A 26,231-nucleotide genomic window follows, 5' to 3' on the forward strand; every position below is an offset into this window, starting at 1 on the left:
GGGGTATCGGTATGTGGTTTGGACGATTAGCGAGGTTACTCCCCTAGAGAGCACACCTCGAATGCGCCCGTGCTGGTGTTCTGCCCGAGCTGGGCCTCCACCTGATCGACTTTGCCGCCCGGATAGGTCAGGTCGACCGGGACGTCACCGCTGACCAGATCGACGTCGCCGACGTGGAAACTGTCGAACTTGTCGCGCTGCGACATCTCGTCCCGGAACTCGTCGAGGCTCTGGCGATCCTTGGTCCGCTGGCAGAGCTGGTCGTACGCGCTGTCGTAGTCGGCGTCCTGGACGGCTTCCAGGTAGTCGCTGACCACGGTCTGCGCCTGCTCGTTGACCGCGCCGGTCATCGCGACGCCCAGGCCGATCACGGCGGCCAGCCCGCCGCCGCAGATCAGCACCAGCACGCCGGCACCGATGCCCAGGCCGAACCCGATCCGCCGGCCACGGCCCTCGACCGGTGGCGCCGGGAACGGCGGGTGCACCCCGGGACCGGGCGGCGGAGGGGGCGCGGTCGGCTGCGCGTACTCCGGAGGCTGGTACTGGGGCAGCGTGCTCATCGGTTCAGCCTAATGTTCAGCGCCACTGCTCGGCGGCCCGGTCGCTGGCGGCGACCTCGACCGGCTCTCCCGGGCCGGCACTGGCCAGGGTCTCGAACGCGGACGGCTCGTCGATCGACAGCGCGAGCAGCGGGGTGGCGTGCACCTTGACGTCGAAGTTGCCGAGCGCCCGGCGGTAGGCTCCGACGGATTCCCACTCGGTCACCAGGATCCAGGTCTCGGTGTCCTCCAGCGCCCGGGTGAGACGGCCGGACAGGTAGCCGTGGCACGCGGCGAGGGCGGCGAGCGCGGCATGCGCGCGGTCCAGGAAACCGTCGTGCGTGTCCGGCAGGACCAGGAATCGGTTGAGCACCAGCATGTGACGAAGGGTACGCACGCCGAGGAGGAGCCGCTGTGACGACGTCCGACCATTTTCTGCGCCGGCTGGCCCGGGTGAATCCGACCACCGCGTTCCTCGGGGCGCTGGTCCTGCTGCTGGCCGGGTTGTTCCTGCCCGGGGTGGTGGGCGCGCTGCTGCTCGGCGCGCTCGCGGCCGGGCTGGCCGCGCTCACCGTCACCACCTGGCCGGTGCAGACCGCCATCACCCGGCTGGTCCGGTTGGTGCTGCTGACCCTGCTGATCGTGGCCGTGGTGGCGAAGATCCTCTGACCCATGCGCTTTTGACAATCATTGTCATTATCGATCACAGTTGGTGTCATGATGCGCCGCCTGCTGACCTCGCTGCTCGTGCCGGCCGTCCTGGCCGCGCTGGCCGGCTGCGGCGCGCCGGCGAGCGCCGACGGGCGGATCCCGATGGTGGCCGCGTTCTACCCCCTGCAGTTCGTCAGCGAGCGCGTCGGCGGTGACCTGGTCCGGGTCACCAACCTCACCAAACCCGGCGCCGAGCCGCACGACGTGGAGCTGAGCCCGCGCCAGGTGGCCCGGATCTCGGACGCGTCGCTCGCGGTCTACCTGCACGGCTTCCAGCCCGCGGTGGACGACGCGATCAAGCAGAACGCCACCGGCAAGGGTTTCGACGCGGCGGACGCGGTGACGCTGGAACACGCCGAGGAGTCCGACGAGCACGACCACGAGCACGGCGCCGACCCGCACGTCTGGCTGGACCCGACCCTGCTGGCCGCGATCAGCGACCGGCTCGCCGCGCGGCTGGCCCAGGTCGACCCGGCGCACGCCGGCGACTACACCGCCCGCGCCGCCACCCTGCACGCCCAGCTGATCGCGCTGGACGGCGAGTTCGCGGCCGGGCTGGCCACCTGCGAGCGGCGGGAGCTGGTCACCAGCCACACCGCGTTCCACTACCTGGCCGAGCGCTACCACCTGACCCAGATCGGGATCACCGGCGTCGACCCGGAGGCCGAGCCGTCACCGCGCCGCCTCGCCGAGGTCGCCGCCGACGCCCGGGCACACGGCACCACGACGATCTTCTTCGAGACGCTGGTCAGCCCGAAGGTCGCCGAGACGATCGCCCGCGAGGTGGGCGCGTCCACGGCGGTGCTCGATCCGCTGGAGGGCCTGACCGACCCGGACGCGGACTACTTCTCGGTGATGCGGGCCAACCTGTCCGCGCTCACCACGGCGTTGGGATGTGAACCATCATGAGCGTTGTCGAGGTGCGTCACCTGGCGGCCGGCTATGACGGCCGGGAGATCCTGCGGGACGTCGATCTGAGCGTCGCCTCCGGCGACGTGGTGGCCGTGCTGGGCGCGAACGGCTCCGGAAAATCCACGCTGATCCGCACGATTCTCGGTCTGGTCCCGGTCCGCCGCGGCGAGATCGACCTTTTCGGTACGGCACAGCGCCGGTTCCGCCAGTGGTCCCGGATCGGGTACGTCCCGCAGCGGATCGGCGCCGGCAGTGGCGTGCCGGCCACGGTCGGCGAGGTGGTGGCGTCCGGGCGGCTGGCCCGGCGCGGCCTGTTCCGCCCGCCGGGCGCCGCCGACCGTGCCGCCGTCAACGAGGCCCTCGCCGCGGTCGGCCTGCTGGACCGGATCGGCGACCCGGTCGGCACTCTCTCCGGTGGCCAGCAGCAGCGCACCCTGATCGCCCGCGCCCTGGCCGGCAAGCCGGACCTGCTGGTGCTGGACGAGCCGACCGCCGGGGTGGACGCGGCCAGTCAGGAGGCGTTCGCCGGCGCGCTGACCGAGTTCGCCGCGAACGGCGGGACGATCATGCTGGTGCTGCACGAGCTCGGCCCGCTGCGGCCGCTGATCGGGCGGGCCGTGGTGGTGCACGACGGCCGGATCGCGCACGAGGGTGTGCCGCCGGAGCCGGCCGGGCACCACGCCGAGCCGGGTCACGACCACGTGCACCCGCACGCCGACGAGGCGAAGGCCGGCATCTGCGAGTGGGCGCCGACCGAGGGGACCAAGGCGTACTGATGGATCTTTTGACTTATCCCTTCATGCTCCGCGCGTTGGCCGGCGCGCTGATAATCGGGCTGGCGGCGCCGGCGCTCGGCATCTACCTGGTCCAGCGGCGGCTCTCGCTGATCGGCGACGGGATCGGGCACGTGGCGCTGACCGGCGTCGGTGTCGGCCTGCTCACCCATCAGTCGCCGGTGCTCACCGCGGTGCTGGTGTCGGTGGCCGGCGCGGTCGCCGTCGAGCTGGTCCGCGAGCGCGGGCGCACCTCCGGCGACCTGGCCCTGGCCCTGCTGTTCTACGGCGGCATCGCGGGCGGCGTGGTGCTCGTCGGGCTCTCCGACGACAGCAGCAACGCCAGCCTCATGCAGTACCTCTTCGGCTCGCTGATCACCACGTCACCGCAGGACATCGCGGTGATCGCCGGACTGGGCGCGGCGGTGCTGATCGCCATGCTGGTGTTCCGCCCGGCCCTGTTCGCGCTCTGCAACGACGAGGAGTACGCACGGGTCAGCGGCCTGCCGGTGCGTACGCTCAATCTGCTCCTGGCGGTGACGACCGCGGTGACCGTGACGATCGCCATGCGCACCGTCGGTCTGCTCCTGGTCTCCGCCCTGATGGTGGTGCCGGTCGCGGCCGCACAGCAGGTCACCCGAGGGTTCCGCTCGACGATGACGCTGGCCATGCTGATCGGGGTCTGCGCGGCCGGCGCCGGCGTGGTGCTCTCCGGCGAGATCGACACCGCGCCGGGCGCCACCACGGTGCTGATCGCCCTGGCCGCGTTCCTGCTCACCACCGGGATCGGCGCGCTCTGGCACCGGCCGCACCGCAAGGCCGCCCCGCAGGCACAGGCCGAGCCCCCGGACGTCGTGATCCATGCCTGAGGCCGGGTGCGCGGTACGGTGGTCGGCACCATGACGGCCACCGGTTATGAAGCGTACGAGGCCGCGGGCGCGCTGCTGCGGGCGTTGTCCGCGCCGATCCGCATCGCCATCGTCGCGGAGCTCGGTTCCGGCGAACGCTGTGTGCACGATCTGGTCTCCCAGCTCGGCGCTCCCCAGCCGTTGGTCTCGCAACACCTTCGGGTGTTGCGCGGGGCCGGCGTGGTGCGAGGTGTGCGGCGTGGCCGGGAGATCGCATACTCCCTGGTGGACGAACACATCGCGCACATCGTCGCCGATGCCGTGAGCCACGCGAGGGAGAACCGCCTGTGAACCCGGAGAACAACGCTCCGCGCAACACCAAGCAGCGCAGCGCGGTGAGTTCCGTGCTCGCCGAGACCGAGGGCTTCCACAGCGCGCAGGATCTGCACGCGATGCTGCGCGACCGGGGCGAGCGGGTCGGTCTGACCACGGTGTACCGGACGCTGCAGGGGCTGGCCGACGCCGGCGAGATCGACGTGATGCGCCCGCCCGGCGGTGAGCACCTCTACCGGCGGTGCAGCCAGGGACACCATCACCACCTGGTGTGCCGGTCCTGCGGGCGGACCGTCGAGGTGCTCGGCCCGGCGGTGGAGTCGTGGGCCGACAAGGTGGCCGGTGAGCACGGCTTCGTGGATGTGGCACACACCTTGGAGATCTTCGGGACGTGCCCGGAGTGCGCCGCGAAGGGCTGAGTGTTTAGCTTCCGCTTGTGAAGCTCTACGCCGACCGCGTGCCGACCGCCGTCCGCCAACTGATCACCGACCTGCTCGTCGTGCTCTGGGTCTATCTGTCGATCCGGGTCGCGCTCTGGATCCACGACGTGGTGCTGAAACTGGCCGTTCCGGGCCAGAAGCTGGAGAGCGCCGGCAGCGGCATCGCCGACAACCTGGCCGAGGCCGGCAGCAAGGTGGGCCGGGTGCCGGTTGTCGGCGACGACCTGACCAAGCCGTTCACCGGCGCCGCGGACGCGGCCCGCTCGCTCGCCGACGCCGGCCACCAGCAGCAGGAGTGGGTCGACCAGCTGGCGCTGATCCTGCCGCTGATGGCCCTCGCGGTGCCGCTGGCGCTGGTGCTCTTCCTCTGGCTGCCGCTGCGGCTGCGCTGGATCCGCCGCGCCTCGGTGGCGCTCGCGGTCCGTGACGAGCCGGCCGGCCGGGACCTGCTGGCGCTGCGCGCGCTGGCCTCCCGGCCGCTCAGCGAACTGGCCAAGCTGGGCCCGGACATCGCGCAGAGCTGGCGGGCCGGCGACGCGGCAGCTGTCGACGCGCTCGCCGAGCTGGAACTCAAGCGTCTCGGTCTGCGCCGTTCGAGGGTGTAGCGGACGGCGCGTCGTCCACCACGAAGCCGTCCTGGTCGTCGTCCTCGCCCCAGTTGCGGTGCACGAACGGCAGGACCACCCAGAAGATCAGGAACCACGCGCCGGTGATCGTGGTGAGCACGATCGCCCAGCGCACGTGCAGCACGTAGTCGGTGATCACCAGGACGCTGCTGACCATCGACACCAGCATGCAGGCCAGCCCGGCGGTGGCCATCCGGTGCGAGTAGCGGACCAGCTCGGGCTTACGGCCCTGCCGGAACAGCGCCCGGTGGAACGCCACCGGCGAGATGATCAGCGCGGTGGCGAACGCCGCGCTGATCAACGCCACCATGTAGACGTCCTTCTGGAACGCGGTGGCGTTCGGGAAACCACTGGAGAACGGCAGGGTCAGCAGGAAGGCGAAGAGGATCTGCACGCCGGTCTGGGTGACCCGCAGCTCCTGCAACAGGTCGGCGAAGTTGCGGTCCCATCGCTGCTTCTCGGACTCATGAGGGGAACGGGGTTTCTCGGCGGCCATGCCGCGCGAGGTTGCCCAGTTCCGGCCATGGTCAAACGCCGATGCGTGCCAGCACGGCGTCGCCCAGCTCCTTCGGCGCCTGCTCGGGCACCCAGTGGCTGACCCCACGCATCGCCACCAGCTGGTAGTCGGCGGCCACCCAGTCCGCGGTGCGCAGCGCGGCGGTCAGCCCGACCACACCGTCCTGGTCGCTCCACACGTACGTGGTCGGCACGGTGATCTCGCCGAGGTCGGCGACGTCCGCGTTGTCGAACGCGCGGTACCAGTTCAGCGCGGCGGTCATCCGGCCCGGCTCGCGCATGGCCTTGACGTACAGGTCGGCGCGGAACCCGATGGCACCCAGCATCCGGCGCATCACCAGGGCACCACCGCCGAGCAGCAGCTTCTCGGCGATCGCGCTGCGGAACACCTGGAAATACCAGAACCGGGCCTGCTGCGACGGCCGGACCCGCAGCGCCAGCAGCATCGCCCGTGGGTGCGGCACCGAGATCGCGGTCAGCGTGCGCACCCGCTCCGGGTGCCGGCCGGCCACCAGCCAGGCCACCTGCGCGCCCCAGTCGTGCCCGACCAGGTGCACCGACTCCAGCCCGAGGCTGTCCAGCACCGCGACCACGTCGGCCACCGCCTCGCCGATCCGGTACGACGACACCCCGGACGGCCGCGCGCCGGGCGAGTACCCCCGCTGGTCCAGCGCGTACGTCCGGAGCCCGGCCGCGTGCAACCGCGGTGACAGCGGCTCGAACTCCCGGCTGTCCTGCGGGAAACCGTGCAGCAGAAGCACCGGCTGCCCGTCCTCGGGACCACCCTCGGTCACCTCGAACGTCAGCCCCCGGGCCTTGACCTCCATGTGACGCTCCCTCCCCTGTGCTGCACGGACACCAGGTGTTAGCGTCATCGAAGCACATCCAACGAGGATTGTTCGCGTCAGCGGACGAGCTTCGATCCGACAGGGGAGCGCACAGCGCTGAGAGTGCGGCCATGCCGCAGACCCTCGTACCTGATCTGGGTAATGCCAGCGCAGGAAGTTCGGTCTTCTCCAGCCGCGTCATGCCCGGGCACCGCTGCCCGCGCCTGGCGTGCGTCTCCTCCCCGCATCCGCTGGGAGGCAAGCATGACAACGAACTCCACCAATCCGAATAGATGGCGAACGATCGACATCGTCATCGCCTCGGTCATCGCCGTCGCGTTCGGCGTGATCTTCTGGGCCTGGGACGCCGTCTGGGCCGCCACCGAGAACGCGTTCCTGTTCTTCCCGCCCGCGCAGGCGATCCTGTACGGCATGTGGTTCCTGCCCGCCGTGCTCAGCGGGCTGATCATCCGTAAGCCGGGCGCGGCGTTCTTCACCGAGACGGTCGCCGCGATCATCTCGGCGCTGCTCGGCAACAAGTGGGGCGCCACCGTGATCATCCAGGGGGCGGCGCAGGGCCTGGGCGCGGAGCTGGCGTTCGCGCTGTTCCGCTACCGGGTCTTCACGCTGCCGACCGGCATGCTCGCCGGTTTCCTGGCCGGCCTGGTCGCCGCGGTCTTCGACTGGTACGTCTGGACCTACACCTACGCGCTGTGGAACTACCGGGTGCCGTACGCCCTGTTCACCGTGGTCAGCGCGACCGTGCTGGCCGGGGCCGGCGCGTGGCTGCTGGTCCGGGCCCTGGCGCCGACCGGCGTCCTGGACCGGTTCGAAGCGGGCCGCGAGCGGGCATTGATCTAGCTCATGGGTGAGGTTCAGCTCCGGGGGTTCGGGTGGCGGCACGCTGGTCGCCGCGCCTGGGCCGTTCGCGGGCTGGACCTGCAGATCCGGCACGGCGAGCGGGTGCTTCTGCTGGGTCCCTCCGGGGCCGGCAAGAGCACCCTGCTCGCCGCGCTCGCCGGGCTGCTGCCGGAGGACTCCGGCGAGGCCGAGGGCACCATCGAGATCGACGGGCTGGAGCCGCGCAAGGCCCGGGACCGCACCGGCATCCTGTTCCAGGATCCGCAGACCCAGCTGGTGATGGCCCGCTCCGGCGACGACGTGGCGTTCGGCTGCGAGAACCGCGGGGTGCCGGCCGGTGACATCTGGCCGCGGGTCAGTGACGCGCTCGACCGGGTCGGCTTCCCGTACCCGATCAATCGCCCCACCGCCGCGCTCTCCGGCGGCGAAGCGCAGCGCCTGGCCCTGGCCGGGGTGATCGCCCTGCGCCCGGGCCTGCTGCTGCTCGACGAACCGACCGCCAACCTCGACCCGGCCGGCGCCACGCTGATCCGCGAGGCCATCGCCAGGGCGGCCGGACCGGACACCACGCTGATCGTCGTCGAGCACCGGGTCGCCGAGGTGCTGCCCCTGGTGGACCGGGTCGTGGTGATCGAGCCGGGTGGCGGGGTGCGCGCCGACGGCGCGCCCGAACTGGTCTTCGCCGCCTACGGCGACAAGCTCGCCGACGAGGGCGTCTGGGTGCCGGGTTTCCGGGCCACGCCACGCAAGGCGACGGTTGCGGCCACTGCCGATTTGGTACGAACGGAGCAGGCAACCGTCGCGGGTCGCCTGCCGCCGGTGTCCCTGGCGGTCGGCGCCGGTGAGGTGCTCGCCGTGACCGGGCCGAACGGCGCCGGCAAGTCCACCCTCGCGCTGCTGCTCGGCGGCCTGCTCGCGCCGAGCGCCGGCCGGGTCACCGCGTTCGGCGACAAACGGCCCCCGCACAAGTGGCGGGCCGCGACGCTGACCCAGCGGATCGGCTCGGTCTTCCAGAACCCCGAGCACCAGTTCGTCACGGCGCGGGTCGCCGACGAGCTGGCTCTCGGCCCGCGCCGGCTGGGCCGCTCCCCCGGCGAGGTCGGCCGGATCGTGGACGAGCTGCTGCACCGGCTGCGGCTGGACCGGCTGGCGGCGGCGAACCCGTACACGCTCTCCGGCGGGGAGGCTCGGCGGCTCAGCGTGGCGACCGCGCTGGCCACCGCCCCGCGGCTGCTGGTGCTCGACGAACCGACGTTCGGGCAGGACCGCCGGACGTGGCTGGAGCTGGTCGCCCTGCTCGCCGAGCTGCGCGACGAGGGGCACGGGATCGTCGCGGTGACTCACGACGCGGACTTCACCCGTACCCTCGCGGATCGAAACCTCGCCCTCGGCGAAGCCGCACCGGACCCGCTGCCTCGCCGGTTGCGGCCATGAACCTCGTCTTCGAGACGGTGGCGGACGCCAGCGCGCCGCTGGCGCGCCGCAACCCGGTGGCCAAGCTGGGCGCCGCACTGCTCTTCACGCTGCCGCTGGTCGCGACGCTGGACCCGGTCACCCCGGGGCTGGCCCTGGCGGTGGAGCTGGCCGTGCTGCCGCTCTTCGGGGTACGCCTGCGGGTGCTCGCCCGGCGGGCCTGGCCGCTGCTGGTCGCGGCCGGTGGGGTGCTGCTCAGCATGCTGCTGTTCGCCGCCGACCGCAGCGGTGACCTGCTCTTCTCGGTCGGCCCGCTGGACGTCACCACCGGCGTGCTGTCCGCGGCGGCCGGGCTGATCCTGCGCATCTTCGCGGTCGCGCTGCCCGGCATCGTGGTCTTCGCGACCACCGACCCGACCGACCTGGCCGACGCGCTGGTGCAGAACGCCAAGGCGCCGGCCCGGTTCGCGATCGGCGCGCTGGCCGCGTTCCGGCTGCTGCCGCTGCTCGGGCAGGAGTGGCGGATGCTCACCCTGGCCCGGCGCGCCCGCGGCGTGGACGCCGGCTACCACCCGGTCGCCCGGCTGCGGCTGTTCGCCTCGACCGGGTTCGCGCTGCTGGTCGGGGCGCTGCGGCGCGGGGTGCGGCTGGCGGTGGCGATGGACGCGCGCGGGTTCGACGCCGGGACACCGCGGACGTACGCGCGGGTGCAGCACTTCACCCGGGCGGACACCGCGCTGGTGGCCGGCGCGGGCCTGACCTGCGCCACGATCCTGACCGTGACGATCGCCCTGGGCCTGTTCCGGCCGATCATCGGTTGACGCGTGTTCGTCACCCGGCCATCGGATCGACAGTGGACGTTGGCCTGGTGCAGCGAGATTGCACGTCATGGGTCACGGCCACGATCATCATCACGTCACTGACGCAGCCACCGGGACCGACGTCCCCGAGGCTCTCGATCTCAGCATTCCCGACACCGACATCTCCCCCTCGGACAAGTCCCGCCGGAACTTCCTGCGCGGGGCCGGGCTGCTCGGCGCGGGTGCGGCGGCCGCGTCGGTCTTCGCCCGGCCCGGTGCCGCGGCGGCCGCCGGTCTTCCGCACACCCACGACCACCCCGGCGGCGGCAACGTCCAGGGCGGGTTCCGCTGGCTCGCCGGTGACCACCACATCCACACCCAGTACAGCTCGGACGCGCAGTACCGGGTACTGGACCAGGCGAAGCACGGGCACGCGTACGGGCTGGACTGGCTGGTCATCACCGACCACGGCAGCGCCACGCACGCCAAGATCGGCGTAGACAAGGTCAACCCGGACATCGTCAAGACCCGCGCCGAGCTGCGCGAGCTGCTGACCTTCCAGGGCCTGGAGTGGAACATCCCGGGCGCCGAGCACGCCACGGTCTTCGTGCACCCCGGCAAGAACGAGGTGGACGTCCTCAAGCGGTTCGAGAACGCCTACGACGGCTCGCTGCTGCCGGCCACCAACACCGCCGAGCAGAACGAGGCCCTGGCGATCGAGGGCATCAAGTTCCTCGGCCAGCAGGTCAAGGCCCGCAAGGTGGACGGCGCGCTGTTCCTGGCCAACCACCCGGCCCGGCGCGGCATCGACTCGCCGCACGAGATCCGCAACTGGCGCGACGCCGACCCGACCGTGGCGATCGGCTTCGAGGGCGCGCCCGGCCACCAGGCCTCCGGCATCCCCGCCCCGAACGGCCGCGGCGGCGCCCGTGGCTACTACGACAACAACCCGTCGGCCGCGTCGTACGCCGGCTACCCGCTGGAGAGCTACCGCACCTGGGGCGGCTTCGACTGGATGACGTCGACCGTCGGCGGCCTCTGGGACAGCCTGCTCTCCGAGGGCAAAGCCTGGTGGATCACCGTCAACTCCGACTCGCACGTGGTCTACCAGGACCAGTCCGACCGTGGCCCGAACAGCAACTTCGAGGTCAACGGCCGCTACGAGGACCCGGTCTACACCGGCAAGACCCTCACCACGGCCGGTGACTTCTGGCCGGGCTACTACGGCCGGACCAACGTCGGCTCGGCGTCGTTCTCCTACAAGTCGGTGATGGACGGGCTGCGCGCCGGCCGGGTCTGGGTCGACCACGGCCGCCTGATCAAGGGCCTGGACGCCCGGGTCCGGCAGACCGGCGACCGGCGCTCGCACACCGGCACCCCGCTCGGCGGCGTGCTGCAGGTCAAGCGGGGCACCTCGACCGAGCTGACCCTCGACATCGACCTGCAGGACGTGCCGAACTGGGCGACGTTCATCCCGACGCTGAAGCGGGTCGACGTGATCGTCGGTTCGGTCACCGGCCCGGTCACCGACAAGGACAAGTTCGTCGCGCCGGACACCCGGGTGGTCAAGTCCTTCGAGATCACCAAGACCGGCGGACGGGTGTCGCTCAGCTTCGACCTGGGCCGGCTGGACAAGCCGTTCTACGTCCGGGTGCGGGGCACCGACGGGAACCGGACGCAGCCGGGCCTGATGGGTGCGGCGGTCGACGCGTACGGTCCCCAGCTGGACGTGATCGGCGACGCCGACCCGTGGAAGGACCTCTGGTTCTACACCAACCCGATCTGGGTCCTCCCCCGGTGACTGCTGTCCTGCGTGCCTCCGACCTTCCGGGTGGCGTCACTGCCGCCGCCCGGATCGTCGGGGTCAGCCTGGGGCATCGCACCCTGGCCGAGGCCGACCACTGGATCCAGGAACTCGCGCCGGCACCGGTGCTGGCCTGCACGCACCTGGTCCCGGCGCCGTTCCCGCACGTCGCGATCAGTCTGCTCACCCCGGCCACCTTCGACACCGAGCCGGAGCTGCGGGTGGCCGCGGACCTCGCGGCCGCCGGCCCGGCCGGGCGGGCCGTCCGGTTCCCGGGCAGCTCCCGGCTGATCGGCGCGCTCACCGTGAGTGAGATCCTGCAGCGCAGCTCGATCGCCCGGGTCGAGGTGCTCGGCAGCGGCCCGGCCGACCCGGCGACGATCGTCGAGACCGACGATTTCGTCCGGCCACAGTTCCGTTCCGGCGAGCTGGTCCTGGTCACCACCCCGGCCGCCGGCGGCCGGCTGGTCCCGTTCGAACGCCGCGACCCGACGCCCTGCTGCGCGTCCCACTGAGAAGCCGGGTGTGTGAAGTTTCGGTGCGCTCCGCGCCGAAACTTCACACACCCGGTCGGGCCGGCCCGTTGTCCACAGCCCGTTGAGTCGATCAGCGCACCCACTTAGCCTAGGCATACGTCACCCCCGGTGAGCGGCGGGACGCCTATTCTTGAGGAGGTTGTGAGGACCATGGGAGCTGCGATGACGGAAAGTCACATCAGGCTCGATGATGAGGCGCTGGCCGAGGCGACGGAGCTCCTGGGCACCACCACTCCGGAGGAGACCGTCAACGCGGCGCTACGCGAGGTGGCTGCGGTCCGGCGAAGACTCGCGGCGTTGCACCGCCTCTCCGACATGGCGGCGAGGGGCGACTTCGACATCCTGCTCGACAAGCGCAACTACCGCCGATGACCGCTCAATACCTGGTCGACACCAGCGCATTCATGCGGTTGCTCCGCGACCGGACGGTGTTCGACGCCTGGCTGCAGCGTTTGACCTCGGGAGTCGTGGCGGTGTGCCCGCTGACCGAGTTGGAGATTCTGTACAGCGCCCGCTCGAAAACCCATCGGCAGCAGCTCCAGTCGATGCTTGTCAGTCTCTACAGCTGGGTGCTCATGCCCGACCGGGCGTATGAGCGGGCCGCCGAGGTGCAGGAAGCGCTCACCGATCGGGGCGCACACCGGTCCGCCGGGCCGGTTGATCTGCTGGTCGCCGCCACCGCCGAGGAGCACCGGCTGGCTCTGCTGCACTACGACGCCGACTTCCGGCAGGTGGCCGAGGTGACCGGCCAGGAGGTCCGGTGGGTGGCCGAGGCGGGTTCGGTCAACTGACGGTGGGGGCCGCGCCTGATCTTCTGGCGGATCGGCGCGGCCTGACCGCGAATGATCAGTGGCTCAGAGGACGTAGTTGGCGATCATCTGGCTGAGCTGGCGGATGTCGACGTTGCGCTTGAACTCCAGGCGGATCTGGCCCAGGCCGCTGAACCAGAGGTCCAGCTCGGTGTCCCGGTCGAAGCTGCCGGCGGTCTCCACCGAGAACGCCTGGATCTTGTTGTACGGCAGCGTGGTGAAGTCGGTCTTCGAGCCGGTGAGGCCCTGCACGTTGACCGCCATCAGGCGCTTGTTGGTGAAGACCACGAAGTCGCGGACCGAGCGGAACCCGAAGATCACCTGCTCGCCCTGAATGAGGAACGGCGCGACCTGCGGGACCAGCTCGCCCGGGTCGCACGCGGTGAGTTTGAAGACGGAGCCGTTAGTAAAATCGATCACAGCGAGTGACCCTACCGGCCGAGCAGCGCCGCGACATCGGCCGCGAGCCTGGTGGTGGCCTCGATCTCGGCCTTGCGGATCGACACGCTCTCGATGTTGAACCCGTACGGGACACCCAGGTGCTCGCAGAAATCCCGCAGGTCACGGGCGATGTCGAGGCAGTGCTTGTACGACTCGTCGAGCGGATCCCCGGCGTGCCGCAGCGAATTCTCCAGCCAGCGCGGCACCTCGACACCGAGCCAGCCCAGGAACTCCAGTGTCTTGAGTGACCCGCACAGCGACAGCGTGAAGATCATTGTCCGAGGTTGCACATCGCGGGCGCGGCACTCGTAGTAGTAGTCGGAGATCAGGTTCTTGGTCTCGTTGACGTGGTAGATCACCTGCGAGACGAAGAAGCTCGCCCCGCGCTCCTGCTTGGCCAGCATCCGCAGGTGCTCGTCACGCCGTTCGCCGATCACCACGGCGCCCAGCGGCAGTTCGGGACGGGTCTCGGCGCGCAACTCCTGGGCACGGCGCAGACCGGTGCGGACCTCCTTGCCACCGGACGACGCGCCGACGAAAACGCCGAGCACCTGCTCGGTGTCCGCGTCCCGCATCCAGTCCCGCAGCTCGTCCTCGGCGTATTTGCCGACACAGCGGTAAATGATCACCGGCTGGGTCCAGGAGCTCAGGTGCGTCTCGTAATACCGCGCCGGGTCGAGGGTGGCCAGGAACGGGAACGGCCGGGTGTCCGGGTTCCGGTCCGACTCGTCGTCGATGTCGTAGAGGATCAGCCCGTCGAGGTCGAGCCCGTTGAGCCGGTCCAGGGTGACCTCGGCGATCTCCCTGATCCGCTCGTCGGCGGTGCTCCGCTTCGGCGGCGTGACGCTGAACAGCAGCACACCACTGCGCGCTTCGGCCAGCAGGTGCGGCAGTCGGGGACGAGTCATCCCCCCACCCTAGAAATCCCCCACCCAGTGACCTGCACAACAGACCCCCATTCCCGCCAGTCGAACACCACCCCCTTTTGGGTACGCGACGAGCCACCCGAATCCCGTCACGGGATCGAGCCAGGCTCGGCCAGCCACAGCGTCGGTTGCCCGGTCACCTCAGCCACCTGTTCGAAATCCCCGTCGTAGTGCAGAAGCGTCATCCCGTGCTCTTCAGCAGTCGCCGCAACCAGCAGGTCGATGGGCCCGGCCGGGCGCGCGTGCGCCCGATCCGGGAGGACAACCCAGTTGTAGATGTCTTTCAGTTCTGACTGGAGTTTGCACCGATGAGCCACCGACAGCGCGCTGTAGAAGATCTCCAGCTCGGTGAGCGAACACACCGCAAGCACACCGCGCCGGGCCGGCGTCCACCATTTCTCAAACAGGTCAGGCATCTGGGACAGGCGGGTGAAAGCACTGGTGTCGACCAGGTATTGCGTGTTCACGGGCGATAGTTTCGTTTGTCGAGCAATACGTCGAAATCACCTTCAGCCGCCATCTTCGCAAGATTGTCGAAGGCTTCGACCCTCCGCTGCATGTCGACGACCTCACGCAGAGCGGCAAGAACCGTCTCGGCCGCCGACTTCGTGCCGAGGATCTTCGCGGCCTCGATCAGGGTCTCGTCATTGATGTCGATCCGCACGATCTCGGTCTTCGCTTCCACGGACACCCCCATAAGCCGCACCTCCTTTCAGGATAGGCATCCCACTCGTCCCGAGGTTGCTCTACGACTAGACTAGTCGCATGTATTGATCGGCTCAACCCGTCTCAGGCCGGTGATCGGTTGATGTCGGCCAGGTCTGCGGCGGTCAGGTGCAGGGTGGCCGCTGCCACGTTCTGCTCCAGGTGCGCGACGTCGCCGGTGCCCGGGATCGCGAGCACGTGCGGGCCCTGCCGCAGCGTCCACGCCAGCCGCACCTGATGCACCCCCGCACCGTGCCGCGCCGCGACCCTCCGCACCGCCTCGTCCACAGGGCCGCCCGAGCCGCCCGAACCACTCGAACCGCCCGAGCCGCCTGAACCGGACGAGGCCGACGAGGTCGGCGACACATGCGCACCGGCCTCCCGCGCCGTCCCCGCGATCGCGAAGAACGGCACGAAAGCGATCCCCCGCTCCCCGCACACCCGCAGCAACCCGTCATCACCCCGCACATCGACCGCATACGCGTTCTGCACGCACACCACCGGCGCGATCCGCTCCGCCGCATCCAACTGCTCCACCGTGACGTTGGAGAGCCCCAGATGCCGGATCAGCCCCTCCGCCCGCAGCTCCGCCAGCGCCCCGAAACGCTCCTCGACACTCGCTCCGGAACTCCGGGTGATCCGCAGGTTGACCAGGTCCAACGTCTCCACGCCGAGGCCGCGCAGGTTCTCCTCCACCTGCTGCCGCAGCCGCGCCGCCGAGTCCGCCGAACCCCAGCTCCCGTCCGGCGTGCGGCCCGGTCCGACTTTCGTCGCGATGAAAACCCGATTTTCGTACGGCCGGAGCGCCGCCCTGATCAGCTCCGTGGCACACCGCTCCGGCCCCGGCTCGCCCTCGAGGATCCCGCCCGGCGAGCGATAGAACGCCGCCGTATCGATGTGGTCGACACCCAGCTCGACGGCTCGGCGCAGCACCCGGATCGCCACCGCGGGGTCGGCGCCGACGGTGAGGCGCATCGACCCGAACCCCATCCGGTTGACCACCCGGTCCCCGAGTCGCCACGTCCCGGCCGCCGCCGCATCGACAGATCTCACAGTCATCCGGCGACCGTAGGCGAGCCGCGCGCCGGCCGCCCTCGGTCACACGCCCGATACCGATTTGTCCCCGTCACTGCTAATTTGTAGATCTCCCGGAGTGCGTCCGGGCGCCTGGGAGGATGGCAGCATGCTGGTTGCCTTCTCTGTCACGCCGATCGGGGTCGGGGACTCCGTCGGTGACGCCGTCGCCGAGGCGGTCCGCGTGGTCCGGGCCTCCGGGCTGCCGAACCGCACCGACGCCATGTTCACCACCGTCGAGGGCGAGTGGGACGAGGTGATGGCCGTCGTGAAGCAGGCGATGGACGCCGTCGCCGCGGTCGCGCCCCGGGTCAGCCTGTCGCTGAAGGCCGACGTGCGCCCCGGCGTGACCGGCGCGCTGACCGCCAAGGTCGAGCACATCGAGCGGGTGCTGGGCGAATCATGAGGCGCCTGGTGATGTGGGACATCGACTACACCCTGCTGCGCGGCGGCGGGGTCGCGGCCCGGGCCTGGAAGACCGCGTTCACCGAGGTGACCGGGGTGGCCTGGCGGGACGAGCCGATCTTCGGCGGGCGCACCGACCTGGACATCTGCGGTGGCGTCTTCGCCTCGCACGGGGTGACCGACTGCACGCCGGAGCGATTCTTCGCCCGGTACGTCGAGATCGTCGAGACGGTCCGGCACGAGTTCGCCGAGCAGGGCGCGCTGATGCCCGGCGTCCCGGAGATCCTGAAGCACCTGGGCGACCGCCCGGACGTGGTGCAGACCCTGGTCACCGGCAACGTCCCGCAGGTCGCCGCGGCGAAGGTGGCGGCGTTCGGCCTGTCCGGCGCGTTCGACGCCGAGATCGGCGGGTACGGCACCGACGACAGCGTGCGTGCCACCCTGGTCCGCCGCAGCCTGGAGCGGGCCCAGGCGAAGTACGCCGAGCACTTCCTGCCGGTGGTGATCGGCGACACGGTCAACGACGTGACCGCCGCTCTGGCCAACAACGCGGTGGCGATCGCGGTGGCCACCGGCGCCACCCCGGCCGCCGAACTGTCCGCCGCGGGCGCCCACGTCGTCCTCCCCGACCTCAGCAACCTCGAGGCCGCGGTCCGGGCCCTGACCGAGACCTGAAGGCGGCCGGGACCCCGGCCGTGATCCAGCGAACCGCGGTCTAGAGCCGCAGCTCCGGCGGCGAGCCGGTCCAGCGCAGCTCGGCCGGCAGGTGTAGCGCGCGAGCATGGCCGCCGAGTTCGCGGCGGTCGGGACCCGGTCGTCCAGCTCGGCGGCGACCCGAACCGGCACACCCGGCAGGTGCCGGGCGGCCAGCTCGGTTCATCAACACCTCGCCTCATCCACCGAGCCGGCCCGGTCCAAGTCGTTCACGAAGTTCCGCAGCAGGTCGTGGACGGCGTACCGGCCGGGGATCCGCTCGCTGAGCAGGTTGGCCCGGATCAGCTCGGCGACGGCGAACCGGGTCTCCCGCCGGGTCTGCCCGTGCAGCCGTTCCATCGCCGCGGCCGACAGGTCCGGTTCCGGGGCCCGGCCGATCAGCCGCAGCAGCCGCTTGGCGGAGTTGCTGAGGGTGACGTAGGAGCGGGACAGCACCGTGCGGACCTGCCCCGCAGCGTCGCCCGCGTCCAGCGCGTCGAGCCGCCCGTCGGCCTGCCGCAGCTCGGCGGCGAGGGCGGCCAGCGGCACGTCATCCTGCTGGGCCCGGGCGGTGATGATGCTCAGCGCGAGCGGCAGCCCGCCGCAGCGCTCGGCGATCTCCCGTGCCGCGGCTCGTTCGGCACTCACCCGGCGCCGGCCGAGCCGCTGGAGGAGCACCTGCTCGGACTCGTCGGCGGAGAGCAGGCCGAGTTGCAGCGGGTGCGCGCCGTTGAGCGCGACCAGGCTGGTCATCCGGTCCCGGCTGGTCACCAGCACCAGGCTGCCGGCCGCGCCGATCAGCAGCGGCCGGACCTGCTCGGCGTCGCGGGCGTTGTCCAGCAGCACCAGCACCCGCCGGTCGGCCAGCAGGCTGCGGTAGAGCGCGGCGCGCGCCTCCAACCCGGCCGGCATCCGGGCCGGCGGCACCCCGAGCGCGCCGAGCAGGTTCTCCAGCGCCTCGGCCGGCGTCAGCTCCCGGTGCACCGCGTCGAAACCCCGCAGGTCGAGGTAGAGCTGTCCGCCCGGGAACGCGGTCCGCGCGGCGTGCGCCCACCGTACGGCCAGCGCCGTCTTGCCGGCTCCCGCGGTGCCGGAGAGCGCCACCACCACCGCGTCCCCGTCGGCCGGAAGTGCGTCCAGACGGGACAGCTCGTCCCGCCGGCCGACGAAGCAGTGCACGCTGGGTGGCAGTTGCGCCGGCACCGGGTCAGCGACCGGTGTCGCACCCTGGGCCGGTGTCGCACCCTGGGCCGCCCGGGCGAACCGGTCGCGATCCGTTCCGGTCAGCCGGAGCGCGTCCGCAAGGAAACGAACGGTCGCCGCGCGCGGGGCGGAGACCAGGTTGCCTTCCAGTCGCACGATGCTGCGGACATTCACTTCGGCCAGTTCGGCTAATTCTTCTTGCGTTATGCCACGTCTATGTCTATGAGTACGCAAAAGCTCACCGAATGACATCATGCCGTTTACCGCCCCCGTATTGGCAACCGCACTATAGCCATCGGCGCACAGCCACCGGGGGACCGCGGTTCAGAGCCGGCGGCCCACGACCAGCACGTTGCCGGCCGGGTCCTGCGGGTCGTCGCCCATCACCGACCAGGCGAGGTGGTCGCCGGCCACGAACGCGTAGCTCAGGCCCTGCGCCTCACCGAGCCGGAACAGGGCCGGTTCGGTGCCCAGGTCCAGCAGGTACATCCCGCCGTCACCGTTGCCACTGCCGTTGCCCCAGGCCAGCACCCGTCCGGAGGCCGAGATCTCGGTGCTGAGACCACGGTCGGCAAGGTTCACCTGGACGGCGGTGTTGGCGGCGGCGTCCCAGGCGTACATCCGGGCCTGCTCGTCCTCCTCGTCGGCCGACGTGACGATCCAGCTGACCGTCCCGGCGTCGGCGGCGAGCGCGCTCACCTCCTCGCCCTTGCGCAGCCGCCCCGCGGCGGCCACCCGGTCAGCGCCGGTGGCATCGACGAGGCGGATCTCGTAACGATTCTCGGCGAATGCGGGCGCGAACATCGTCGTCCGTACGTAATAGAGGTTCTTGCCGTCGGCGGCGGGCCGACCGGCGTCCCGAACCACGATCCGCATCGGTCCGGTCCCGTCCAGACGGCGACCGGCGATCGCCAGCCCGAACTGGTCCTTCCGCCCGGCCGGCACCGCAGTTGGCCAATAGGCGAATTCGTCGCCGAGCACCGGCGCGGCCGAACCGGGCGGTGCCGGAACGTGACCGCCCGGCGCCACCCCGGACGACGTGCCGAGCAGCCGGGTCGTCCCGCCCGCGGCGGCGAACACGCTCCAGTCGCCGCCGTAGAGGTCGGTGCTGGGCGTCTCCAGCCAGGCCACCGCGTCACCGCGGGCGGCCGCGTAGATCGCCTGACGGGGTGCCGCACCGCGGACCGGGGGCAGCGACAGATCACGCCGCCCGCCCGGGCCGAGGAGGCTCACGGTGTTCTGCTTGATCTTCACCTCGCCACCGGTGGTGAGGTCCGGCGGCGCCGTGGCGATCACCGTGTCGCCGGCCGAGGTCAGCGCGAGTTTGCTCACCGGACTCTTGCCGAGCAGGCCCGGCACCCGCGACGTCTCCTGGTACCGCCGGCCCGCTCCGGTGGTGACCGCCTGGGCCACCGACAGCACGGACGTCACCCGGAACGTCGCACCGTCCGGCTGCACGACGAGCGCCGTGGGGGCCGCCGCGCCGGAGCCGGAAGCACCGGGAGCGGGCGCACCCGAGGGTGTGCCCGCCGCGGTGCGATGAGTGCAGCCCGCCATGACGACCACCAGGGTCGCCATGGCCACACGCACAGCACGTTTCATCGATCAGTGGCCGTTTCTTCGCTCAGTAGACGATGCCGTTGCTCTGGAGGAACTTCGACGAGAACGAGTTGGTGGAGTAGCTGAACTTCGCCGAGACGCCCCGCCACACCGTGGTCGAGGGGTCCGCCCAGAACGCGGTCTTGCCGTTGTTGGCGTGCCCGTAACCGACGATCCAGTGGCCGATCGTCTTGTTCCGCGGGTGGTTGTTGTAGTGCGCGCCGCCGGAGAACTCCACGGTGTCCCCCGCGATCGGGACATTGTTGCGGATGCTCATGGTGAACGCGCCCCGCGTGGTGGCCGCGGACGGCTTCTTCACCTGGACGTAGAAGGAGTTGCCCCGCCAGCGGTTCAGCCCGGTGGTGAACTTCTTGCTGTCCCAGGCGGTGCCGTGGTTGGCCTCGGTGCTCATGTGCGCGCTGGTCGCCAGTGCCTTCTGGCTCAACTTCGCGTCGTTGTACTTGCTCTTGCCGGCCTTGAGGAACTTCAGCATCATGAACCCGGAGGCCGGACCGCACCAGTAGCCCTTGGCCTGGCCGTACTGCTTGAGGCTCAGCTTCTTGCTGGTGGCGGCCGCGGCGCTGACCGTGCCGTCGGCCTCCTCGGCGTCGGCCCGCGCAGCGTCCGCCAGCGCGGAGGCGATCTTCTTGAGCCGGAGCGTGGTCTCCGCGGTCGTGCTCGCCGCCTCCGCGACCGACACGTCACCACCACCGGTCACGCCGGCCGTGCTCACCGCCTGGAACGCCGACTCGCCGACGAACCGGATGCCGAGGGCGCTGGCCGAGTAGCCGGCCTCGGCGTCCGCCTCCACCCAGTCCGGGGTGTCCTCCTCGACGACGTCGTCCACCAGCGCGACCGTCTCGTCGACGTCCGGCTCGTCGGCGGCGGCCGCGAAGACCGGACCGGTCAGCCGGGGCGCCGCCGCGGCCGCCTGGCCACCGATACCGGCGGTCAGCGTGACGCACAGCAGGCCACCCATCGCCACGGTCAACGCGCGGCGGAACGAATGATTCACCATCACATGCACACCCATCTCTCAGTGCCTCCCCCGTGCGAGACGGGAATCAGCATGATCAGATGTGGCACGCCGGCCCAGGGCCTTGATCGGACATCCGGCGGACATCGATGGCCGGTGAGACGCAAAACGGCCCGGCGGGTCGCCGGGCCGTGCTCGCGGGACGGCTCAGGTGGGGCTGACCGGGTTCGGCAGGGCGCCGCCGAAGCGGCGGTCACGCTGGGCGTACAGCTCGCAGGCATACCAGAGGTGCCGGCGGTCGAAGTCGGGCCAGAGGGTGTCCAGATAGATCATCTCGGCGTACGCCGACTGCCAGAGCAGGAAATTCGACGTGCGCTGCTCGCCGGACGGGCGCAGGAACAGATCCACCTCGGGGACCTCGGGGTGGTAGAGGTACTTCGCGATGGTCTTCTCGTTGACCTTGTCGGCCTTGAGCTTGCCGGCCGCGACGTCCCGGGCGATCGCCGCGGCGGCGTCGGCGATCTCCGCCTGGCCGCCGTAGTTCACGCAGAACTGCAGGGTGAGCGTCTTGTTGTGCTTGCTCATCTCCTCGGCGGTCTGCAGCTCGGAGATCACGCTCTTCCACAGCCGGCCGGAACGGCCCGACCAGACCACCCGGACGCCGAGGTCGACGAGCTGGTCGCGGCGGCGGCGGATGACGTCCCGGTTGAAGCCCATCAGGAAGCGCACCTCCTCCGGCGACCGCTTCCAGTTCTCGGTGGAGAACGCGTACGCCGACAGGTAGGGGATGCCCAGCTCGATGGCGCCCTCGATGGCGTCGAAGAGCGAGTGCTCGCCCTGCTCGTGTCCCTTGGTGCGGGACAGCCCGCGGTCCTTGGCCCAGCGGCCGTTGCCGTCCATCACGATCGCCACGTGACGCGGGATCGCGGCGGGCGGCAGCTTGGGGGGCCGGGCACCGGAGATGTGAGGAATGGGCGGACGCGGGCTCAAGGGTTCGACTCCCGTCGATCGACAAGCGGCAGGGAGCGCAGCGAGCGCTCCATGTGCCATTGCAGGTGGGCGGCGACCAGGCCACTGCACTCCCGGCGGACCGGTGGCTCGGCCGCGTCGGCGACCGTCCAGTCGCCGGTGGTCAGCGCGTTCATCAGGCCGAGGGTGGCCGGGCTGGGGTGTGCGGCACCGGGCGGCCGGCAGTCGGGGCAGACCGCGCCACCGGCCGGGACGGCGAACGCCGCGTGCCGGCCGGGCTCGCCGCAGACCGCGCACTCGGTGACCGCCGGCGCCCAGCCGGCGAACGCCATGGCGCGCAACAGATACGCGTCGAGCACCAGGGTGCCGGCGTGCTCCGCGGCGGCGAGCGCCTTGAGCGCGCCCAGGGTGAGCTGGAACAGCCGCAGCGCGGGCTCCCGCTCGACCGGGGTGAGCCGCTCGGCGGTCTCGCAGATCGCGCTGGCCGCGGTGTATCGCGGGTAGTCGGTGAGCAGCGTCTTGCCCAGCAGTGTCAGGGCCTCGACCTGGCTGACCGAGTGCAGCGAGCTGCCCACCCCCTCGGGCGAGCCGGCCAGCTGCAGGTCGATGTGGCCGAACGGCTCCAGGCGGGCGCCGAAGCGCGAGCTGGTGCGGCGCACCCCCCGGGCGACCGCGCGCAGCCGGCCGTGCCGGCGGGTCAGCAGGGTGACGATGCGGTCGCTCTCGCCGAGTTTCTGCGCGCGGAGGACCACCGCGTCGTCGCGGTAGAGATGGCGGTGATATCCGGCGGGCACACCGCCATTCTGCCCGGTGCCTACGACAAACCCTGACCCGGATCTCAGGGTCGTCTCCGGGACCAGACCGATGGCGCCCCGGGGACGGCGAAAATAGATTCAGCACATGAGCCGCACAGTTGCCCTCGTCCTCGCCGCCACCACGGTCGCCGCCCTGGCCGGCTGCGACGGCGTGGTCGGCGCCAAGATGACCTTCGACGACATCGAGAAGACGAAGGTCAGCGACATCGTGCTGACCGGCGGCAGCGGCGACGTGACGGTCACCACCGGCACCGTCACCGAGACCCGGATCAAGCGGGTGGTCCGGGGCGGCAACGGCTCCGGGCCGGCCTACCAGCTCTCCGGGACCACCCTGACGCTGCCCACCGACTGCGGCTTCGACTGCAGCATCAGCTACGAGATCCAGGCGCCCGCCGGGGTGAAGGTGCGGGGCGACCAGCGCTCCGGCCGGGTGGACCTGACCGGTGTCGGTGCCGTCGACCTGACCCTGACCTCCGGCGACGTCTCGATCGACGGTGCGTCCGCCCCGGTGAAGATCAAGGCCACCTCGGGCAACGTGAGCGTCATCGGTGCGCCCGGCGTCACCATGGAGGCCACCTCCGGCGACCTCGAGGCCCACGAGATCACCGGCCCGGTCACCGCCAAGGTCACCTCCGGCAACCTCGACCTGGATCTCGCCGCGCCGGCCTCGGTCACCGCGTCGGTGACCAGCGGCGACCTGACGCTGCTGGTGCCGCCCGGGAAGTACCGGATCAACCAGCACACCGCCAGCGGCGACGCGGAGATCGACGGCGTCACCAGCGACCCGGACGCGCCGAACGTGCTCGACCTACGCGCGCGCAGCGGCAACCTGACCGTCAGCGCCCTCTGACGCCAGCCCCGCGGAGGCGCCCTCCCGGACGGGCAACACGGAAGCGCCCTCCCGGACGGGCAACACGGAAGCGCCCTCCCGGACGGGCAACACGGAGGTGCCCGCCCGGGAAGGCAGCACGGAGGCGGGCCCGGCGGAGACGGGCGCGGGCGACACCGGCACCGGCACCGGCAGGCGGCGGCCCGGCAGCAGGGCCGGCCGTCGTCCGCCGGCCACGTCCTCCACCCAGCCGAAGAGCGCCAGCGCCACCCCCAGCAGCCCGACCAGCGCGACGAACCGCCAGCCCAGCCCGACCGGCCCGGCGATCGGCAGGCCGTGCCGCTCGCCGAACTGGGTGACCCCGACCAGGATCGGGATGTGCCACAGGTAGATGCTCAGCGCGCGCGAGTTCAGCACGGTGAGCACCCGGTGGTTCCGGACCATCGGCGAGCAGCTCAACGCGACGAGCACGAACGCCGCGGACCAGAGCGCGTTGCCGATCGGGATGTCGTTCAGGTCGTAGCCACGGCCGCTCGGATGGGTGGCGATCCAGGCGAGCCCGGGCAGGGCCAGCGCGGCGGCGATCCCGAACAGCCGCCGGCGTGGGATCCGGGTCAGCCACCCGTCGTGGTGGGCGAAGCCGAGCAGCCACGCGCCGCCGTAGAGGGCCAGGTCGCGGGCGATGGCGGGCAGTTTGGCGCCGGAGAGCTCGAGGACGACCAGAACGCCGTACGGAATAAGCACCGTGACCAGCGGGAAGCGCCGGAACACCGGGAGCAGCAGCGGCGAGAGCAGGACGAACCAGAGGAAGTCTCGCAGGTACCAGGCGTGGCTGAGCGCGGCCATCCACCAGCCGGTCGCCTGCGGATCGACGATCGGGAAGCCCCAGAGCAGCAGGTGCACGTCGAACGGGGTGCCGGCGATCAGCATCGCCGGCACCGCGATCAGCAGGGCGAGCACCCAGAGCGAGGGCAGCAACCGGCGCAGGCGCCGCTCGACCGCCCACACTCCGAAACGGTCGAGCGACGCCGCCATCAGCGACCCGGCCAGCGCGAACATCACCGACATCGCCGGGAAGACGATGGTCAGCGCGGTCCAGCCGGTGAGGTGATAGATCACCACCCGGACGGTGGCGATCGCGCGGAGCAGGTCCAGGTACCGGTTGCGCATGGCCAACCGTGATACCCGCTTTACAGCAAAGAGCGCAAATCTGGGTGAACTATCCCATAGTCAAGGAATGTCCATTTATTGAGCTAAAAGCCCAGCTTGCGAAGTTGCTTCGGATCCCGCTGCCACTCCTTGGCCACCCGGACGTGGAGATCCAGATAGACCTTCGTGCCGAGCAGCTTCTCGATCTGCACCCGGGCCTTGGAGCCGACCTCCTTGAGGCGCGCACCCCGGCTGCCGATCACGATCGACTTCTGGCTGTCCCGCTCCACGTAGATGTCCGCGAAGATCTTGGTGAGCTTGCCCTCGACCTGCATCTCCTCGACGATCACCGCGATCGAGTGGGGCAGCTCCTCGCGGACACCCTCCAGCGCCGCCTCGCGGACCAGCTCACCGATCAGCACCTGCTCGGGCTCGTCGGTGATGATGTCGTCCGGGTAGAGCTGCGGCGACTCCGGCATGTGCCGGACGATCGCGTCGATCAGGTTCTCCACCTGGTGCCCGGAGACCGCGCTGACCGGGATGATCTCCGCGAAGTCGTACAGCTGGGAGACCGTCAGCAGGCGCTGCGCCAGGGTCTGCGGGTTGACCAGGTCGACCTTGGTCACCACCGCGATCACCTTGGCCTTGAGCTCGCCGACCTCGGCCGAGATGAACCGGTCGCCGCGCCCGATCGGCTCGTCCGCCGGGAAGCACACCCCGATCACGTCGGTCTCGCTCCAGGTCTCCCGGACCAGGTCGTTCAGCCGCTCGCCGAGCAGCGTCCGGGGCCGGTGCAGGCCCGGCGTGTCGACCAGCACGAGCTGCGCGTCCGGCCGGTGCAGGATGCCCCGGATGATGTGCCGGGTGGTCTGCGGCTTGTTCGAGGTGATCGCGATCTTCTGACCGATGATGGCGTTGGTCAGGGTCGACTTGCCGGCGTTCGGCCGCCCGACGAAACAGGCGAAACCAGCACGATAAACCCCGTCGTCCTTGCGGTCGATGGTCGCCGCCTTGTGGCGCGGTTTTCTTTCGGTACGAACGGCCAGCGCATCGGCGGGCACTGCCGGAGCTCCGGTGCGCACCTCCGGAGTCGCCGGGGTGGCACTGCGGGGCCGCTCGGCAGACGGCGTGGTGCCGGCACGACGGGCGGGCGGGCTGGTGGGGCGCTCCGCCTTCGTACCGGTGGGGCCGGCTGCGCGGACACCGCGCGGCCCGGAACCGGTGCCGCCTGCCGGGCCGCCCGGCTTGCGTCCCCGGGGGTCGGTGGTGCCGCCCTGCTTCTCGCGGCGGGCGTCCCGGCGCTCCTGACGCTTCAGTTCATTGCGCTCACCAGCGGTGAGACGGCGCTCGGCGGCGCCGGCGGGCCGTTCCTCGGGCGCGGGACGACGGTCGAACGCCGGGCGGCGCTCCCCTGACGACGACGGACGGCGGGCGCCCGGCGACGGGCGGCGCTCCCCGGCCGTGGGGTTCCAGTCGCCGAGCCCGGGACGCCAGTTCCCCGAGGAGGGGCGGCCCCCGGTCGCGGGACGGTTCTCACCGGGCGCGGGACGCCGGTCACCCGACGTGGGACGACGATCTCCGGACGCGGGGCGGCGGTCGCCCGACGTGGGGCGACGCTCCCCCGGCGCGGGACGACGGTCACCGGACGCGGGACGACGCTCCCCCGAGGCCGGACGACGGTCACCGGACGCGGGACGAC

At 71.0% G+C, this 26,231-nt stretch carries 33 protein-coding genes and 1 riboswitch; of the genes, 17 read left to right on the top strand and 16 right to left on the bottom strand.

Features of this window, described 5'->3' with window-relative positions:
- Positions 1-35 precede the first annotated feature (35 nt).
- The gene (locus ADL15_RS00795) at positions 36-560 is read right to left on the bottom strand and encodes a hypothetical protein (protein WP_067683937.1); all 525 of its coding nucleotides are present in this window, start codon (positions 558-560) and stop codon (positions 36-38) included.
- 16 nt (positions 561-576) lie between these two features.
- A complete protein-coding gene (locus tag ADL15_RS00800) occupies positions 577-918 on the bottom strand; it encodes an antibiotic biosynthesis monooxygenase family protein (protein WP_067683939.1) in 342 nt (113 codons plus the stop codon).
- Positions 919-953: 35 nt separating this feature from the next.
- On the opposite strand from ADL15_RS00800, the gene ADL15_RS00805 reads away from it, so the two are divergent.
- The 7 genes from ADL15_RS00805 to ADL15_RS00835 are packed head-to-tail and all read left to right on the top strand — an operon-like array spanning position 954 to position 5,161.
- Entirely contained in the window at positions 954-1,208 is a 255-nt protein-coding gene (locus ADL15_RS00805) for a DUF6703 family protein (RefSeq protein ID WP_067683940.1), read from the top strand.
- Positions 1,209-1,256: 48 nt separating this feature from the next.
- A complete protein-coding gene (locus tag ADL15_RS00810; protein ID WP_157441078.1) occupies positions 1,257-2,159 on the top strand; it encodes a metal ABC transporter substrate-binding protein in 903 nt (300 codons plus the stop codon).
- Positions 2,156-2,938: a metal ABC transporter ATP-binding protein gene (locus ADL15_RS00815; RefSeq protein ID WP_067683941.1), complete on the top strand. Its 783-nt coding sequence runs from the start codon at positions 2,156-2,158 to the stop codon at positions 2,936-2,938. Before ADL15_RS00810 ends, ADL15_RS00815 begins: the two co-directional genes overlap by 4 nt.
- Positions 2,938-3,804 carry a metal ABC transporter permease gene (locus ADL15_RS00820; protein WP_067683942.1) on the top strand — a complete coding sequence of 289 codons (867 nt, stop codon included), beginning with the start codon at positions 2,938-2,940 and terminating at the stop codon, positions 3,802-3,804. Before ADL15_RS00815 ends, ADL15_RS00820 begins: the two co-directional genes overlap by 1 nt.
- A 30-nt stretch (positions 3,805-3,834) precedes the next feature.
- A complete protein-coding gene (locus ADL15_RS00825) occupies positions 3,835-4,134 on the top strand; it encodes an ArsR/SmtB family transcription factor (protein ID WP_067684212.1) in 300 nt (99 codons plus the stop codon).
- Positions 4,131-4,535: a Fur family transcriptional regulator gene (locus ADL15_RS00830; RefSeq protein WP_067683944.1), complete on the top strand. Its 405-nt coding sequence runs from the start codon at positions 4,131-4,133 to the stop codon at positions 4,533-4,535. Before ADL15_RS00825 ends, ADL15_RS00830 begins: the two co-directional genes overlap by 4 nt.
- Before the next feature lie 17 nt (positions 4,536-4,552).
- Positions 4,553-5,161, top strand: coding sequence for a hypothetical protein (locus ADL15_RS00835; RefSeq protein ID WP_067683946.1), 609 nt, complete (start codon positions 4,553-4,555; stop codon positions 5,159-5,161).
- Here ADL15_RS00835 and ADL15_RS00840 read toward each other — a convergent pair.
- Positions 5,127-5,678 carry a DUF6328 family protein gene (locus ADL15_RS00840; RefSeq protein WP_067683948.1) on the bottom strand — a complete coding sequence of 184 codons (552 nt, stop codon included), beginning with the start codon at positions 5,676-5,678 and terminating at the stop codon, positions 5,127-5,129. The genes ADL15_RS00835 and ADL15_RS00840 overlap by 35 nt on opposite strands.
- A 31-nt stretch (positions 5,679-5,709) precedes the next feature.
- Positions 5,710-6,525 (bottom strand): alpha/beta fold hydrolase, encoded by an 816-nt coding sequence (locus tag ADL15_RS00845; protein WP_067683950.1) that lies wholly within the window; start codon positions 6,523-6,525, stop codon positions 5,710-5,712.
- 91 nt (positions 6,526-6,616) lie between these two features.
- A riboswitch (TPP riboswitch) is annotated at positions 6,617-6,720 on the top strand.
- Between the two features lie 69 nt (positions 6,721-6,789).
- Between ADL15_RS00845 and ADL15_RS00850 the strand changes: the two genes are divergently transcribed.
- From ADL15_RS00850 to ADL15_RS00880, 7 genes are all read left to right on the top strand, one after another.
- Positions 6,790-7,386, top strand: coding sequence for an ECF transporter S component (locus ADL15_RS00850; protein ID WP_067683956.1), 597 nt, complete (start codon positions 6,790-6,792; stop codon positions 7,384-7,386).
- Between the two features lie 3 nt (positions 7,387-7,389).
- Positions 7,390-8,820: an ABC transporter ATP-binding protein gene (locus tag ADL15_RS00855; protein WP_067683958.1), complete on the top strand. Its 1,431-nt coding sequence runs from the start codon at positions 7,390-7,392 to the stop codon at positions 8,818-8,820.
- The gene (locus tag ADL15_RS00860) at positions 8,817-9,620 is read left to right on the top strand and encodes an energy-coupling factor transporter transmembrane component T family protein (protein WP_067683960.1); all 804 of its coding nucleotides are present in this window, start codon (positions 8,817-8,819) and stop codon (positions 9,618-9,620) included. The genes ADL15_RS00855 and ADL15_RS00860 overlap by 4 nt, the downstream gene beginning before the upstream one ends.
- 67 nt (positions 9,621-9,687) lie before the next feature.
- Complete coding sequence (locus ADL15_RS00865) at positions 9,688-11,400, top strand: CehA/McbA family metallohydrolase domain-containing protein (protein WP_067683968.1); 1,713 nt, start codon at positions 9,688-9,690, stop codon at positions 11,398-11,400.
- Entirely contained in the window at positions 11,397-11,918 is a 522-nt protein-coding gene (locus ADL15_RS00870) for a hypothetical protein (RefSeq protein ID WP_232343832.1), read from the top strand. The genes ADL15_RS00865 and ADL15_RS00870 overlap by 4 nt, the downstream gene beginning before the upstream one ends.
- 183 nt (positions 11,919-12,101) lie before the next feature.
- Positions 12,102-12,311, top strand: coding sequence for a type II toxin-antitoxin system VapB family antitoxin (locus tag ADL15_RS00875; RefSeq protein WP_067684218.1), 210 nt, complete (start codon positions 12,102-12,104; stop codon positions 12,309-12,311).
- Positions 12,308-12,730: a PIN domain nuclease gene (locus tag ADL15_RS00880; RefSeq protein ID WP_067683971.1), complete on the top strand. Its 423-nt coding sequence runs from the start codon at positions 12,308-12,310 to the stop codon at positions 12,728-12,730. The genes ADL15_RS00875 and ADL15_RS00880 overlap by 4 nt, the downstream gene beginning before the upstream one ends.
- 63 nt (positions 12,731-12,793) lie before the next feature.
- On the opposite strand, the gene ADL15_RS00885 is transcribed toward ADL15_RS00880, so the two are convergent.
- The 5 genes from ADL15_RS00885 to ADL15_RS00905 all read right to left on the bottom strand — a co-directional run bounded on the left by ADL15_RS00885 (position 12,794) and on the right by ADL15_RS00905 (position 15,879).
- Positions 12,794-13,168, bottom strand: a complete 375-nt coding sequence (locus tag ADL15_RS00885; RefSeq protein ID WP_067683974.1) for a PH domain-containing protein — start codon at positions 13,166-13,168, stop codon at positions 12,794-12,796.
- 11 nt (positions 13,169-13,179) lie between these two features.
- Positions 13,180-14,097 (bottom strand): 5,10-methylenetetrahydrofolate reductase, encoded by a 918-nt coding sequence (locus tag ADL15_RS00890; protein ID WP_067683977.1) that lies wholly within the window; start codon positions 14,095-14,097, stop codon positions 13,180-13,182.
- A gap of 107 nt (positions 14,098-14,204) precedes the next feature.
- A complete protein-coding gene (locus tag ADL15_RS00895) occupies positions 14,205-14,582 on the bottom strand; it encodes a PIN domain-containing protein (RefSeq protein ID WP_083970793.1) in 378 nt (125 codons plus the stop codon).
- Entirely contained in the window at positions 14,579-14,800 is a 222-nt protein-coding gene (locus tag ADL15_RS00900; RefSeq protein WP_232343833.1) for a type II toxin-antitoxin system VapB family antitoxin, read from the bottom strand. Before ADL15_RS00900 ends, ADL15_RS00895 begins: the two co-directional genes overlap by 4 nt.
- 104 nt (positions 14,801-14,904) lie before the next feature.
- Complete coding sequence (locus ADL15_RS00905; protein WP_067683983.1) at positions 14,905-15,879, bottom strand: aldo/keto reductase; 975 nt, start codon at positions 15,877-15,879, stop codon at positions 14,905-14,907.
- 124 nt (positions 15,880-16,003) lie between these two features.
- On the opposite strand from ADL15_RS00905, the gene ADL15_RS00910 reads away from it, so the two are divergent.
- Together ADL15_RS00910 and ADL15_RS00915 are read left to right on the top strand one after the other, a co-directional pair.
- Positions 16,004-16,300, top strand: coding sequence for an MTH1187 family thiamine-binding protein (locus ADL15_RS00910; RefSeq protein ID WP_067683986.1), 297 nt, complete (start codon positions 16,004-16,006; stop codon positions 16,298-16,300).
- Entirely contained in the window at positions 16,297-16,974 is a 678-nt protein-coding gene (locus ADL15_RS00915) for an HAD family hydrolase (RefSeq protein ID WP_067683988.1), read from the top strand. Before ADL15_RS00910 ends, ADL15_RS00915 begins: the two co-directional genes overlap by 4 nt.
- A gap of 204 nt (positions 16,975-17,178) precedes the next feature.
- Here the strand turns inward: ADL15_RS00915 and ADL15_RS00920 are convergent, their stop codons facing one another.
- The 5 genes from ADL15_RS00920 to recO all read right to left on the bottom strand — a co-directional run bounded on the left by ADL15_RS00920 (position 17,179) and on the right by recO (position 22,533).
- A complete protein-coding gene (locus tag ADL15_RS00920) occupies positions 17,179-18,450 on the bottom strand; it encodes an NB-ARC domain-containing protein (protein ID WP_083970795.1) in 1,272 nt (423 codons plus the stop codon).
- A 69-nt stretch (positions 18,451-18,519) separates the two neighbouring features.
- The gene (locus tag ADL15_RS00925; protein ID WP_067683994.1) at positions 18,520-19,773 is read right to left on the bottom strand and encodes a hypothetical protein; all 1,254 of its coding nucleotides are present in this window, start codon (positions 19,771-19,773) and stop codon (positions 18,520-18,522) included.
- 46 nt (positions 19,774-19,819) lie between these two features.
- Positions 19,820-20,827, bottom strand: a complete 1,008-nt coding sequence (locus ADL15_RS00930; RefSeq protein WP_067683995.1) for a C39 family peptidase — start codon at positions 20,825-20,827, stop codon at positions 19,820-19,822.
- Positions 20,828-20,977: 150 nt separating this feature from the next.
- Complete coding sequence (locus ADL15_RS00935; protein WP_067683996.1) at positions 20,978-21,760, bottom strand: isoprenyl transferase; 783 nt, start codon at positions 21,758-21,760, stop codon at positions 20,978-20,980.
- Positions 21,757-22,533, bottom strand: coding sequence for a DNA repair protein RecO (gene recO, locus ADL15_RS00940; RefSeq protein ID WP_157441079.1), 777 nt, complete (start codon positions 22,531-22,533; stop codon positions 21,757-21,759). The genes ADL15_RS00935 and recO overlap by 4 nt, the downstream gene beginning before the upstream one ends.
- A 106-nt stretch (positions 22,534-22,639) precedes the next feature.
- Between recO and ADL15_RS00945 the strand changes: the two genes are divergently transcribed.
- Complete coding sequence (locus ADL15_RS00945; protein WP_067684002.1) at positions 22,640-23,404, top strand: DUF4097 family beta strand repeat-containing protein; 765 nt, start codon at positions 22,640-22,642, stop codon at positions 23,402-23,404.
- On the opposite strand, the gene ADL15_RS00950 is transcribed toward ADL15_RS00945, so the two are convergent.
- Both ADL15_RS00950 and era read right to left on the bottom strand, forming a co-directional pair.
- A complete protein-coding gene (locus tag ADL15_RS00950) occupies positions 23,363-24,553 on the bottom strand; it encodes an acyltransferase family protein (RefSeq protein WP_067684006.1) in 1,191 nt (396 codons plus the stop codon). The genes ADL15_RS00945 and ADL15_RS00950 overlap by 42 nt on opposite strands.
- An 83-nt stretch (positions 24,554-24,636) precedes the next feature.
- Positions 24,637-25,533, bottom strand: a complete 897-nt coding sequence (gene era / locus ADL15_RS00955; protein ID WP_067684224.1) for a GTPase Era — start codon at positions 25,531-25,533, stop codon at positions 24,637-24,639.
- Between the last annotated feature and the right edge of the window lie 698 nt (positions 25,534-26,231).

The sequence above is a fragment of the Actinoplanes awajinensis subsp. mycoplanecinus genome (assembly GCF_001509495.1).
GTDB classification, from domain to species: domain Bacteria; phylum Actinomycetota; class Actinomycetes; order Mycobacteriales; family Micromonosporaceae; genus Actinoplanes; species Actinoplanes palleronii.

Coding starts and splice junctions, on each gene's coding strand:
- ADL15_RS00825 (WP_067684212.1), top strand. CDS start 3,835: ATGACGGCCACCGGTTATGAAGCGTACGAGGCCGCGGGCGCGCTGCTG.
- ADL15_RS00855 (WP_067683958.1), top strand. CDS start 7,390: ATGGGTGAGGTTCAGCTCCGGGGGTTCGGGTGGCGGCACGCTGGTCGC.
- ADL15_RS00945 (WP_067684002.1), top strand. CDS start 22,640: ATGAGCCGCACAGTTGCCCTCGTCCTCGCCGCCACCACGGTCGCCGCC.
- ADL15_RS00915 (WP_067683988.1), top strand. CDS start 16,297: ATGAGGCGCCTGGTGATGTGGGACATCGACTACACCCTGCTGCGCGGC.
- ADL15_RS00865 (WP_067683968.1), top strand. CDS start 9,688: ATGGGTCACGGCCACGATCATCATCACGTCACTGACGCAGCCACCGGG.
- ADL15_RS00910 (WP_067683986.1), top strand. CDS start 16,004: ATGCTGGTTGCCTTCTCTGTCACGCCGATCGGGGTCGGGGACTCCGTC.
- ADL15_RS00860 (WP_067683960.1), top strand. CDS start 8,817: ATGAACCTCGTCTTCGAGACGGTGGCGGACGCCAGCGCGCCGCTGGCG.
- ADL15_RS00905 (WP_067683983.1), bottom strand. CDS start 15,879: ATGACTGTGAGATCTGTCGATGCGGCGGCGGCCGGGACGTGGCGACTC.
- ADL15_RS00840 (WP_067683948.1), bottom strand. CDS start 5,678: ATGGCCGCCGAGAAACCCCGTTCCCCTCATGAGTCCGAGAAGCAGCGA.
- ADL15_RS00815 (WP_067683941.1), top strand. CDS start 2,156: ATGAGCGTTGTCGAGGTGCGTCACCTGGCGGCCGGCTATGACGGCCGG.
- ADL15_RS00820 (WP_067683942.1), top strand. CDS start 2,938: ATGGATCTTTTGACTTATCCCTTCATGCTCCGCGCGTTGGCCGGCGCG.
- ADL15_RS00920 (WP_083970795.1), bottom strand. CDS start 18,450: ATGATGTCATTCGGTGAGCTTTTGCGTACTCATAGACATAGACGTGGC.
- ADL15_RS00890 (WP_067683977.1), bottom strand. CDS start 14,097: ATGACTCGTCCCCGACTGCCGCACCTGCTGGCCGAAGCGCGCAGTGGT.
- ADL15_RS00875 (WP_067684218.1), top strand. CDS start 12,102: ATGACGGAAAGTCACATCAGGCTCGATGATGAGGCGCTGGCCGAGGCG.
- ADL15_RS00800 (WP_067683939.1), bottom strand. CDS start 918: ATGCTGGTGCTCAACCGATTCCTGGTCCTGCCGGACACGCACGACGGT.
- ADL15_RS00880 (WP_067683971.1), top strand. CDS start 12,308: ATGACCGCTCAATACCTGGTCGACACCAGCGCATTCATGCGGTTGCTC.
- ADL15_RS00845 (WP_067683950.1), bottom strand. CDS start 6,525: ATGGAGGTCAAGGCCCGGGGGCTGACGTTCGAGGTGACCGAGGGTGGT.
- ADL15_RS00850 (WP_067683956.1), top strand. CDS start 6,790: ATGACAACGAACTCCACCAATCCGAATAGATGGCGAACGATCGACATC.
- ADL15_RS00950 (WP_067684006.1), bottom strand. CDS start 24,553: ATGCGCAACCGGTACCTGGACCTGCTCCGCGCGATCGCCACCGTCCGG.
- ADL15_RS00795 (WP_067683937.1), bottom strand. CDS start 560: ATGAGCACGCTGCCCCAGTACCAGCCTCCGGAGTACGCGCAGCCGACC.
- ADL15_RS00925 (WP_067683994.1), bottom strand. CDS start 19,773: ATGGCGACCCTGGTGGTCGTCATGGCGGGCTGCACTCATCGCACCGCG.
- ADL15_RS00930 (WP_067683995.1), bottom strand. CDS start 20,827: ATGGGTGTGCATGTGATGGTGAATCATTCGTTCCGCCGCGCGTTGACC.
- ADL15_RS00810 (WP_157441078.1), top strand. CDS start 1,257: ATGATGCGCCGCCTGCTGACCTCGCTGCTCGTGCCGGCCGTCCTGGCC.